Genomic DNA, 9,897 nt, shown 5'->3' with positions numbered 1-9,897 from the left:
TGCAAGCTCCGAAATGAAGCCCAGGTAAACGGCGGCCGTAACTATAACGGTCCTAAGGTAGCGAAATTCCTTGTCGGGTAAGTTCCGACCTGCACGAATGGCGTAACGACTTCCCCACTGTCTCCAGTACATGCTCAGCGAAATTGAATTCTCCGTGAAGATGCGGAGTACCCGCGGTTAGACGGAAAGACCCCGTGCACCTTTACTGCAGCTTCAGAGTGGCATTAGGAAAGAACTGTGTAGCATAGGTGGGAGGCTTTGAAGCATTGGCGCCAGCCGATGTGGAGCCATAGGTGAAATACCACCCTGTTGTTTTCTGATGTCTAACCTCGATCCATGAAACTGGATCAGGGACCCTCTGTGGCGGGTAGTTTGACTGGGGCGGTCGCCTCCTAAAGAGTAACGGAGGCGCGCGAAGGTTGGCTCAGGCCGGTTGGAAACCGGCTGTTAGAGTGCAATGGCATAAGCCAGCCTGACTGCGAGACTGACAAGTCGAGCAGAGACGAAAGTCGGTCATAGTGATCCGGTGGTCCCTCGTGGAAGGGCCATCGCTCAACGGATAAAAGGTACGCCGGGGATAACAGGCTGATAACCCCCAAGAGCTCATATCGACGGGGTTGTTTGGCACCTCGATGTCGGCTCATCACATCCTGGGGCTGGAGCAGGTCCCAAGGGTTTGGCTGTTCGCCAATTAAAGTGGTACGTGAGCTGGGTTCAGAACGTCGCGAGACAGTTTGGTCCCTATCTGCCGTGGGCGTCGATATTTGAGAGGAGTTGACCCTAGTACGAGAGGACCGGGTTGAACATGCCTCTGGTGGACCTGTCATCGTGCCAACGGTGCAGCAGGGTAGCTATGCATGGACGGGATAACCGCTGAAAGCATCTAAGCGGGAAGCCTCCCTCAAGATAAGATATCATAGAGCCGTCGAAGACCACGACGTTGATAGATCGGATGTGGAAGTGGAGTAATCCATGGAGCTAACCGATACTAATTGCTCTATTCGCACTAGAGAGTCCCACCATCAACGACAGCGCTGATGTGGATAATCTCACAGCAACAGTAATATCGATTTCTAACCCAAATCCCTGCACGGAACCCGCCAGATACTCTGACGGGACACCCAATTGCGCTGGCTCCATAGCTTGGTGGCCATAGCGTCTGTGACCCACCCGATCCCATCCCGAACTCGGCCGTGAAACCAGACTGCGCCGATGGTACTATTGCTTAAGCAATGGAAGAGTAGGTCGTCGCCAGGCTTTGAAGCCAGCGCAAATCAGCACGGATCCAGAACCCATTCATAATCCCTCCCAAAAGGAGGGACATATCGGCCGCCTCGTGCGGCCGATCTCGTTGGCGCGGGGTGGAGCAGCCCGGTAGCTCGTCAGGCTCATAACCTGAAGGTCACAGGTTCAAATCCTGTCCCCGCAACCAACATAAACCCAATCCTACATCCTGACCCTCAGGCCCAAGCGCCAAACTTCCGGGCCCGATCACCCGTGCCACCGGCGCGTATCGGCACATCACGGCTCAGCCGTTCGGCCGTTGCCGTGCTCGATCCACTCCCGCCATCCCACCAGCAGCGCCACGATGATGACCGGTCCCAGGAACAGCCCGACAAGGCCGAAGGTCTCGAGACCGCCGAAGGTGCCGATCAGCGCCCAGATGAAGGGCAGGCGCGTCGAGCTGCCGATGAGATAGGGCAGCACGAGATTGTCGCCGATCATCATCACCGTCGCACCGTAGAGGAACAGCAGAACCGCCGCGAGCACCAGGCCGTGCGCGAGCAGAATGGCCGACGCAGCCGTGAACATGATCCATGCCCCGAAGGGCAGCATCGCGAACGCTGCGGTCAGCACGGCGAACAGCACCGGCCGTGGGACACCCGCCACGGCATATCCGATCCCGATCACGACGCCTTCACCGAGCGCCACAATCACCGTGCCGCCAACCGTCTCGCGCACGGCCAGAGTCAGCCGGCGGACGAAATGATCGCCGAAATCGCCGAGCATTCTGCGCGCCACGAGCAGCGTTTGCTGCGCCAGCGGCTGCCCGTCGCGCAACAGGAAGAACAGCGCCAGAAGTCCGCAGAGCAGCGCCAGCGATCGCCGCGCGACTTCACCGCCGATCGTGCCGATCCAGGAAGCGGCCGAACCCATGACGAAACGGCTGACGGCGTTGGCGGCTGCCTGGGGATCGGCAAGATTGGCTTGCCACCACGCATGGGCCCGCCCGCCAATGAGCGGCAGATGTGCGAGGCGCTCCGGCGGAGGGATGCCCGTGTGCTGAACCTCGCTCAGCCAGGAGAGGACGATATGGCTGTCGACCGCAGCCTCGATCGCGGCGACGGCCAAGGGCATGATCAGCAGCAGGCCCGTCGCAAAAGTAAAAACCAGCGGGATCAGCAGCGGTTTGCCCGCGGTCGGCCGCCGAGAGATCCATCGCTGGTAGAGCGGCCAGAGCGTGATCGCGAGGATGACGCCCCAGGCGAGCGGCAGCAGGAAGCCGCGGACCATCCACAATGCGGTCGCGGCGAGCGCGGCGAACAGGATATGGCGGGCGGAAATCTGCATCGACAGCCGGCACTCCCACGAGAGGGCTGGCGTAGCATTGCCTTAGTCGCGCGAATATCGGGGTTTATCCCCCGCTGCCGACGGGTGAGATCAGCCGGACCTAATTGGCCAGGCGGGTTTCCACCTTGTCCACCCATTCGGGGAAGAAGCAGGGCTCGCGATTGGACCAGCCCGGCGCGGTCGCGGCCGCCTCGCTGATCGACTGCAGCAGAATCCGCCGCTTTTCCGGGTGAAGATGCGGCAGCGCCGCGGCCGCGCAGAAGGCGCCGGGCAGCCAGGGGCGGACATGCGCACCGATCAGCCGCTCATAAAGGAAGCGATAGGCGCCGAAGGTCGTCAACCGATCCTGACCGAGATCGAAGGCCGAAACGATGACCAGAGGCGCCAAGAAGGGCTCGACTGCTTCGAGGCCGCTATCGTCCGGCACCATCGCCCTGATATGTTCGAGCCGGCCGTAGATGCGGATCTGCGCGCGGATGCTGGCGGTTTCGATCACGTCGCGCGACCAGCGCTCCATTGCGTCTTCGCGGTAGAAGCCGACGTCGAGCGAGCGGCGAATATAACGCTGAGTGCCGGCGGCAAAGCTGGCAAATTCTTTCATCTCGGCGAGCGTCATCGCTCCATCCGCCGGTCTCGCCTGGGTGCCCATGATCAACCCCCCTCGAACCCTATGCCTTCGAGATACGGATCATGCACCCGGTTGGTTTCCGAGAGCTTAACCGTAACCCGCCGCAATCGCGATGGGAGCATGATTTTTGCTGCAATGCAACATTGCGGCGCAGCGAATGCGCCAAACCGACTCAAAAACGAGTCGATCAGTTGTCGGAGGGCTTGTCCTCGTCGGCCACAGCGTCACGAAAATAAGGCTCGACCGGGCCGCTGGCCTTGACCGTCATCGGATTGCCGAAGCGATCGCGCGAATTGCCGACGGCCATCCGCACCCAGCCTTCGGACACGCAATATTCCTCGACATTGGTCTTCTCGGCGCCCTTGAAGCGAATGCCGACGCCGCGCTGAAGCGCCTCGGCATCGAAATGCGGGCTCTTCGGATTGGTCGAAAGGCGATCGGGGGGCGTGTCGGACATGGGATTTGCGCTTTCGGGGAAATTTGAATGCGTCGCCCATAGCCGCAGGCGGGGCCGCTTTTCAATCCGCCGCGGCTGTGGTTGATGGCGTTCATCCAAAAATTCGAGACAATTCGGGGGATTCCAAATCATGCGCGCTCTGCTTGCCCTTACCGCGGCCCTCATTGCGACGCCGGTGCTTGCGCAGCCGACGACCGGCGATGTCGTCATCCATGCCGGCACGCTGCTCGATCGCCCCGGCAAAGCACCGCGACGCAATGCTACGATCATCGTCCGTGGCGGCAAGATTGCGGAGGTGCGCGATGGCTTCGTCGACGCCCCCGCCGGCGCGCGGGTGATCGACCTCAAGGATCGTTTCGTCCTGCCGGGGCTGATCGATGCCCACGTTCATCTCGAATCCGATCGCGCGGGCAATGAAGGCCTGCTCGCGAGCTTCACCGAAGGCGTGCCGATGCATGCCTATGAGGCCGCATGGAACGCCCGCAAGACGCTCGACGCCGGCTTCACGACGGTCCGCAACCTCGGCGATTCCGACGGCGCGACGCTGGCGCTGCGCGACGCCATCGCCCGCGGCTGGGCGGTGGGGCCGCGCATCGTCGACGCCGGCACGTCGATCTCGACGACCTCGGGCCATATGGATGGCCGGCTCGGCCTCAATGACGATCAGCGGCACCATACCGGATCGCCGGAAAATCTCTGCGACGGGCCGGAATCCTGCCGCCAGGCGGTGCGCGTGCAGATCGGCCGCGGCGCCGACGTGATCAAGATCGCGACGACGGGCGGGGTCAACAGCCGCATCGGCGCCGGCCTCGGCAAGCAGATGTTCGACGACGAGGCCAAGGCGATCGTCGATACCGCGCATCTCTATGGCAAGAAGGTCGCCGTCCATGCGCATGGCGCCGACGGGATTGCGCTGGCGCTGGCCGCGGGCGCGGATTCGATCGAGCATGGCACGCTGATGGACGATGCCGATATCGCCGCCTTCAAGAAGAGCGGGGCTTATTATGTCCCGACGCTTTCGACGGTGAATGGTTATCTGGAGCGGATTGCGAAAGACCCGAACGCCTATGCGCCGGATGTGCGCGCCAAGATCGACTGGCGGATCTCGATCACCGGCAAAGCGCTGGAAAAGGCGGTGCCGGCGGGTGTGAAGATCGCGTTCGGCACCGATGCCGGCGTGTCCAAGCATGGCCGCAATGGTGATGAATTCGAGCTGATGGTGAAGCATGGGATGACGCCGATGGGGGCGATCGTCGCGGCGACCACCAATGCCGCCGATCTGCTGGGCCTGAAGGATCAGGTGGGCTCGATCGAACCGGGCAAGGCCGCAGACCTGATCGCGGTGGCGGGCGATCCGCTGGCCGATGTGAAGGTGCTGAAAGCGGTAGGATTCGTGATGAAGGGCGGAGATGTGGTCAAGCAACTCGACTGAACCTGCCCCGGATTGGTTGTGCGCCCTGCCACTCAACTTGTCGGAGGCAGGGCGCAATCCACCGCAAAAGCTTATCAATGTTAACCCTTTGGTCTTCCCGCAGCGCACCATAGCCGCCTAGCAAGTGGTCAGGGCACGCGGGGACTCTATGAAGCGCAACTCTTTCTGGGCCGGAATGGCGGCGATGCTGCTGGCGTCGATGACGCTGACCGCGACCCCGGCTGCGGCGCAGAGCCAATATTGGCAGTGCGCGCCCTTCGCCCGCATGTTCTCCGGCATCCAGCTTTTCGGTCGCGCCGCTGATTGGTGGGCGCAGGCCGCCGGCAAATATCAGCGTGGCCAGACGCCTGCGATCGGATCGGTGCTGTCCTTCCGTGCCTTCCGCGCGATGCCCGCCGGCCATGTCGCGACCGTCAGCCAGATCATCGACGCCCGCACCGTGAAGCTGACCCACGCCAACTGGTCGCTGATCGGCGGCCGTCGCGGCCAGGTGGAACATGACGTGACCGCGGTTGACGTCTCGCCCAAGGGCGACTGGAGCCAGGTCCGCGTCTGGTGGGCGCCGACCCAGAGCCTCGGCACCACGTCTTATCCGACCAACGGCTTCATCTATGCCGCCGCCGAAGCCGCCAAGGCTGCGCTGGCTGCCGGTTCTGATCTCACGAACTGACAAGTTCCGTCATGCCAGCGAAGGCTGGCATCCCGTTCGACTAGGACGGAATTACTTCGAGAGATCCTAGCTTCCGCTGGGATGACGGCTGCTATTGGGCCGCCGCTTTCAACCTCTCCAGCGCCCGATCACGCCCGATCAATGGCAGCAATGCCGCCATGTCGGGGCCGTGATCGCGGCCGGTGAGCGCGAGGCGGAGCGGCAAGAACAGGGCCTTGCCCTTGCGGCCGCTGATATCCTTGAGCAGCGTGGTCAGCGCCGGCCAGGGATCGGCGCTCCAGTCGATGCCCTCGGCGACCCTCACGGCCTCGCCGAGAAATGCGCGGTCCTCGTCCGGCAGCGCCGGCGTGGACAGCGGACCCTCGACGACATGCCACCAGTCCGTTGCCTCCGCTACGGTGGCGAGGTTGGGGCGGATCGCGTGCCAGGCCGTCGCGTCCATGCCCTCGGGCAGGCGATCGGCGACATCCTGGAAATGGAGGCGATGGATCACCCGCGAATTGAGCGCGGTCAGCTCGTCCAGATCGAAGCGAGCGGGTGCGCGGCCGAAGCGGCTGAAATCGAAGGCGTGGAGCAGCTCCGCCGCCTCGGCGACCGGCTCGACCGGATCGCTGGTGCCAATGCGGGCGAGGAGCGCGAGCAAGGTGAGCGGCTCGATCCCCATCTCGCGGAAGGCGTCGCAGCCGAGCGCACCGAGCCGTTTGGAAAGCTTGCCCTCGCTGCCGGTGAGCAGCGCCTCATGGGCGAAGGCGGGCGGCTCGGCCCCGAGCGCCGCGAACATCTGGAGCTGGAGGCCCGTATTGGTGACATGGTCCTCACCGCGCACGACATGCGTGACGGCCATTTCAATGTCGTCGATCACGCTGGGCAGCATGTAGAGCCAGCTCCCGTCGGCGCGGCGGACGACGGGATCGGACAGCAATTTCGGATCGAAGCGCTGGTGGCCGCGGATCAGATCGTCCCATTCGATGGCTGAGCCATGGTCGAGCTTGAAGCGCCAATGGGGTGTGCGGCCTTCGGCTCCGAACGCGGCGTGATCGACGTCGGAGAGCGCCAGCGCCGCGCGATCATAGACCGGCGGCAGCCCCCGGCCCGCCAGGATTTTGCGTTTGAGATCAAGCTCCTGCTGGGTTTCGTAGGCCGGATAGACGCGGCCCGCCGCGCGCAGCCGATCGAACGCGGCCTCGTACAGCGGGAAACGGTGCGACTGGCGTTCCTCGCCGTCGGGCACGAGACCGAGCCAGGCGAGATCGGCGCGGATCGCCTCGACGAAGGCCTCGCTCGATCGTTCGGCGTCGGTATCGTCGAGCCGCAGCAGGAAGCGCCCGCCCTGCTGGCGCGCGAACAGCCAATTGTGGAGCGCGGCGCGGATATTGCCGACATGGAGCCGCCCGGTGGGCGACGGCGCGAAGCGGGTGGTGATCATCAGATGGACCGGAAGGCGTTGGTGATCGGATAGCGCCGATCGCGGCCGAAATTGCGGGTGCCGAGCTTCACACCCGGCGGCGCCTGGCGCCTTTTATATTCAGCGATGTAGAGCAGGCGTTCGACGCGGGCGACGGTATCGCCGTCGAAGCCACGCGCCACCAGATCGGCGACCGCCAGTTCCTCCTCGACCAGCCCCTGCAGGATGGGATCGAGCACGTCATAAGGCGGCAGCGAATCCGAATCCTTCTGATTGTCGCGCAGTTCCGCGGTCGGCGGCTTGATAATGACATTTTGCGGCATCACCGGGCCATCGGGGCCGAGGCTCAGCGTCGGCCGGTTGGCGTTGCGCCATTCGGACAGCACGAAGACGGTCGTCTTGTAGGCGTCCTTCAGCACCGAATAGCCGCCGGCCATGTCGCCATAGATGGTCGCATAGCCGACCGACATCTCGCTCTTGTTGCCGGTGGTAAGCAGCATGTGGCCGAACTTGTTGCTGATTGCCATCAAGGTCAGCCCGCGGATGCGCGACTGGATATTCTCCTCGGCCAGATCGCGATGGCGCCCGGCAAAGGCATCGGCGAGCATCCCATCGAAGGCGAGCATGGCCGGTTCGATCGCGATGGTATCGAGCCTCACGCCCAACAAACGGGCGCATTCGGCGGCGTCGGACAGGCTTTCGTCGCCGGTGAAGCACGACGGCATCATCACGCACCACACCCGATCGGGGCCCAGTGCGTCGACCGCCACCGCGGCTGACAACGCGCTGTCGATGCCGCCCGAGAGGCCGAGGACGACGCCGGGAAAGCGGTTGCGGTTCACATAGTCGCGTAGGCCCACCATCATCGCATGGTAGAGATCGGCAGGGGCGACATCGAGCGCGTGCATTTCGCCGGGCACGCAGGCCCAGCGATCGCTTTGCTTTTCCCAGACGGTCAGCGTTTCGGACGCTTCCCAGTCAGGCATCTGCAAGGCGATCGTGCCGTCGCCGTTGACGACGAAGGAGGAGCCGTCGAACACCAGCTCGTCCTGCCCGCCGACGCGGTTGAGATAAGCAAGCGGCAGGCCGGTTTCGGCAACGCGCTTGCGGACGAGGCCGACGCGCAGATCGTCCTTGTCGAGTTCATAGGGGCTGCCATTGGGCGACAGCAGGATTTCCGCGCCGGCCGCCTTCAACTGCTCGGTGACCTTGGGGAACCAGATGTCCTCGCAGATCGGCACGCCGATGCGCACGTCGCGGAAGTGGATCGGCTCGGGCGGCGGTCCGGGTTGGAAGAGACGCTTTTCGTCGAAGGTGCCGTAATTGGGCAGTTCATGCTTGCGGATGATCGCCGCCACCGCGCCCCGATCGAGCAGCGCCATCGCGTTATAGAGGCCATCATCGAGCGCGATCACCGTGCCGACCAGCATCGCCGGGCCGCCGTCTGCGGTTACTGCGGCCATGCGCTGGATCTCATCATGCGCGCGGGCGATCAGCGCGGGTTTCAGCACCAGATCCTCGGGCGGATAGCCGATGAGCTGAAGTTCCGGGAACAGGATCAGATCGGCGTCGGGCCAGCGGCCGCGCACCTCCAGCATCGCATCGGCATTGGCGGAAAGGTCGCCCATGACCTGGTTGAGCTGGGCGAGGAGGATGGAAAGGCGCGTCGTCATGGCGCCCCGTTTAGGCCGGGATCGGTCGAACGGCCAGTGCCCGTGGGCCTTGCCATGCACGCCACCCCTTTCCCCATGGGCCGGACCCGACTAAGAGGCCGCAAAACGCGGCAGCGAGGACGAACATGAAACTATTGGCCGGCAATTCCAACCTGCCGCTGGCGCGAGCGATCGCGGCCTATCTCGAAATCCCCCTGACGGAAGCGAGCGTCCGACGCTTCGCCGACGAAGAGGTCTTCGTCGAGATTCATGAGAATGTCCGTGGCGAGGACGTGTTCGTCATCCAGTCGACCGGCTATCCGGCCAACGACAATCTGATGGAATTGCTGATCTGCATCGATGCGCTGAAGCGCGCGTCGGCCAAGCGGATCACCGCGGTCATCCCCTATTTCGGCTATGCCCGGCAGGACCGTAAGCCCGGCCCGCGCACGCCGATCTCGGCCAAGCTGGTCGCCAACCTGCTGACCACCGCAGGCGCCAACCGCGTGCTTTCGGTCGATCTGCACGCCGGGCAGATCCAGGGCTTCTTCGATATCCCGACCGACAATCTCTATGCCGCGCCGGTAATGTCGGCGGACATCCACGCCCGCTTCGCCGGCAAGAATCTGATGGTCGTCTCGCCTGACGTCGGCGGCGTTGTCCGCGCCCGCGCGCTCGCCAAGCGGCTCGAGAATGCCCCCCTCGCCATCGTCGATAAGCGTCGCGAGCGCGCCGGCGAATCGGAAGTGATGAACATCATCGGCGACGTTTCCGGCCGCTTCTGCATCCTCGTCGACGATATCGTCGATTCGGCGGGCACACTGTGCAACGCCGCCGCAGCGCTGAAGCAGGCGGGCGCCGAGGACGTGGTTGCTTATGTGACGCACGGCGTGCTTTCGGGCGGTGCGGTCGCCCGTGTCGACGGATCGGAACTGCGCGAGCTGGTGATCACCGACTCGATCGGCGCGCCCGATGCCGTGGCGGCGGCGGCCAAGATCCGCCACCTGCCGATCGCGCCGCTGCTCGCCGAAGCGATCAAGCGCATCGCCGACGAAAGCTCGGTCTCGTCGCTGTTCGACTGA

General features: G+C 63.8%; 8 protein-coding genes, 1 tRNA gene and 2 rRNA genes (1 of these 11 only partly in view). 6 read left to right on the top strand and 5 right to left on the bottom strand.

The annotated features are described in order from the left end of the window. From ACFB49_RS19420 to ACFB49_RS19410, 3 genes are all read left to right on the top strand, one after another. Positions 1 to 1,013 (top strand): 23S ribosomal RNA (locus tag ACFB49_RS19420) (it extends 1,792 nt beyond the left edge of the window). A 129-nt stretch (positions 1,014 to 1,142) separates the two neighbouring features. Next, positions 1,143 to 1,257: ribosomal RNA gene (rrf, locus tag ACFB49_RS19415) — 5S ribosomal RNA — on the top strand. Positions 1,258 to 1,355: 98 nt separating this feature from the next. Beyond that, positions 1,356 to 1,432, top strand: a tRNA-Met gene (locus ACFB49_RS19410). A gap of 89 nt (positions 1,433 to 1,521) precedes the next feature. Here the strand turns inward: ACFB49_RS19410 and ACFB49_RS19405 are convergent. From ACFB49_RS19405 to ACFB49_RS19395, 3 genes are all read right to left on the bottom strand, one after another. Continuing rightward, positions 1,522 to 2,571 carry an AI-2E family transporter gene (locus ACFB49_RS19405; protein WP_380872969.1) on the bottom strand — a complete coding sequence of 350 codons (1,050 nt, stop codon included), beginning with the start codon at positions 2,569 to 2,571 and terminating at the stop codon, positions 1,522 to 1,524. Between the two features lie 100 nt (positions 2,572 to 2,671). Next, positions 2,672 to 3,220, bottom strand: coding sequence for a hypothetical protein (locus ACFB49_RS19400; RefSeq protein ID WP_380872968.1), 549 nt, complete (start codon positions 3,218 to 3,220; stop codon positions 2,672 to 2,674). A gap of 166 nt (positions 3,221 to 3,386) precedes the next feature. Then, on the bottom strand, positions 3,387 to 3,656 hold the full coding sequence (locus ACFB49_RS19395) for a DUF3297 family protein (protein ID WP_380872967.1): 270 nt from the start codon (positions 3,654 to 3,656) through the stop codon (positions 3,387 to 3,389). Between the two features lie 130 nt (positions 3,657 to 3,786). On the opposite strand from ACFB49_RS19395, the gene ACFB49_RS19390 reads away from it, so the two are divergent. Continuing rightward, positions 3,787 to 5,088: an amidohydrolase family protein gene (locus ACFB49_RS19390; protein WP_380872966.1), complete on the top strand. Its 1,302-nt coding sequence runs from the start codon at positions 3,787 to 3,789 to the stop codon at positions 5,086 to 5,088. Between the two features lie 148 nt (positions 5,089 to 5,236). Further along, positions 5,237 to 5,758 (top strand): CHAP domain-containing protein, encoded by a 522-nt coding sequence (locus ACFB49_RS19385; protein WP_380872965.1) that lies wholly within the window; start codon positions 5,237 to 5,239, stop codon positions 5,756 to 5,758. A 91-nt stretch (positions 5,759 to 5,849) separates the two neighbouring features. Here ACFB49_RS19385 and ACFB49_RS19380 read toward each other — a convergent pair whose 3' ends face one another. Together ACFB49_RS19380 and ACFB49_RS19375 are read right to left on the bottom strand one after the other, a co-directional pair. After that, positions 5,850 to 7,184, bottom strand: coding sequence for a glutamate--tRNA ligase (locus ACFB49_RS19380; RefSeq protein ID WP_380872964.1), 1,335 nt, complete (start codon positions 7,182 to 7,184; stop codon positions 5,850 to 5,852). Next, a complete protein-coding gene (locus ACFB49_RS19375; RefSeq protein WP_380872963.1) occupies positions 7,184 to 8,836 on the bottom strand; it encodes an NAD+ synthase in 1,653 nt (550 codons plus the stop codon). The genes ACFB49_RS19380 and ACFB49_RS19375 overlap by 1 nt, the downstream gene beginning before the upstream one ends. 125 nt (positions 8,837 to 8,961) lie before the next feature. Between ACFB49_RS19375 and ACFB49_RS19370 the strand changes: the two genes are divergently transcribed. Then, complete coding sequence (locus tag ACFB49_RS19370) at positions 8,962 to 9,897, top strand: ribose-phosphate pyrophosphokinase (RefSeq protein WP_380872962.1); 936 nt, start codon at positions 8,962 to 8,964, stop codon at positions 9,895 to 9,897.

It is taken from the genome of Sphingomonas sp. DBB INV C78 (assembly GCF_042693015.1).
Lineage (GTDB): Bacteria > Pseudomonadota > Alphaproteobacteria > Sphingomonadales > Sphingomonadaceae > Sphingomonas_E.
The sequence above is the reverse complement of the archived record's forward strand: the minus strand, read 5'-3'. Positions and strand labels throughout refer to the sequence as shown.

Coding starts and splice junctions, on each gene's coding strand:
- ACFB49_RS19395 (WP_380872967.1), bottom strand. CDS start 3,656: ATGTCCGACACGCCCCCCGATCGCCTTTCGACCAATCCGAAGAGCCCG.
- ACFB49_RS19375 (WP_380872963.1), bottom strand. CDS start 8,836: ATGACGACGCGCCTTTCCATCCTCCTCGCCCAGCTCAACCAGGTCATG.
- ACFB49_RS19400 (WP_380872968.1), bottom strand. CDS start 3,220: ATGGGCACCCAGGCGAGACCGGCGGATGGAGCGATGACGCTCGCCGAG.
- ACFB49_RS19390 (WP_380872966.1), top strand. CDS start 3,787: ATGCGCGCTCTGCTTGCCCTTACCGCGGCCCTCATTGCGACGCCGGTG.
- ACFB49_RS19380 (WP_380872964.1), bottom strand. CDS start 7,184: ATGATCACCACCCGCTTCGCGCCGTCGCCCACCGGGCGGCTCCATGTC.
- ACFB49_RS19385 (WP_380872965.1), top strand. CDS start 5,237: ATGAAGCGCAACTCTTTCTGGGCCGGAATGGCGGCGATGCTGCTGGCG.
- ACFB49_RS19405 (WP_380872969.1), bottom strand. CDS start 2,571: ATGCAGATTTCCGCCCGCCATATCCTGTTCGCCGCGCTCGCCGCGACC.
- ACFB49_RS19370 (WP_380872962.1), top strand. CDS start 8,962: ATGAAACTATTGGCCGGCAATTCCAACCTGCCGCTGGCGCGAGCGATC.